Here is a 500-nt window from a genome sequence, read left to right on the forward strand (position 1 = left end):
TGGCAGAATTTCTTTCATCTGGCTTTCCAGTTTCCACGGTGGGTTAATCACAATCATGCCGGATGCCGTCATGCCGCGCTCGTTGGTATCGGGTGCGACACCCAATTCGATTTGTAGAATCTTACGAATGCCGAGGCTTTCTAGACCTTCAATCATGTCTTCGATGTCGTGACGGTTTACCACTGGGTACCAAATCGCGTAGATGCCCGTTGCCCAACGTTTGTGACTTTGGTAAATCGCTTGCACCACATCGCGGTACTCTTTAGCTAGCTCGTATGGCGGGTCAATCAGTACCAAGCCACGACGTTCTTGCGGTGGTAGGCTGCCTTTTAGACGTTTAAAGCCATCTTCTTTGTAGATGCTGACTTGGCGGTCACGATGGAATTCTTGCTCCAGCAATGGGTGATCGGCTGGGTGCAGCTCTGTCAGTACCATGCGGTCTTGTGGGCGGATTTGCGCACGCGCCACACGCGGTGAGCCTGGGTAGTAGCGCAGCTTAT

General features: G+C 52.4%; 1 protein-coding gene. It reads right to left on the bottom strand.

What is annotated here, in order from left to right:
* Positions 1 to 500, bottom strand: a 500-nt coding sequence (gene rlmJ / locus R8N47_RS28800) for a 23S rRNA (adenine(2030)-N(6))-methyltransferase RlmJ (RefSeq protein WP_318186557.1), incomplete at both ends; no start/stop codon positions are given.

The organism is Vibrio sp. 2132-1, from assembly GCF_033344315.1.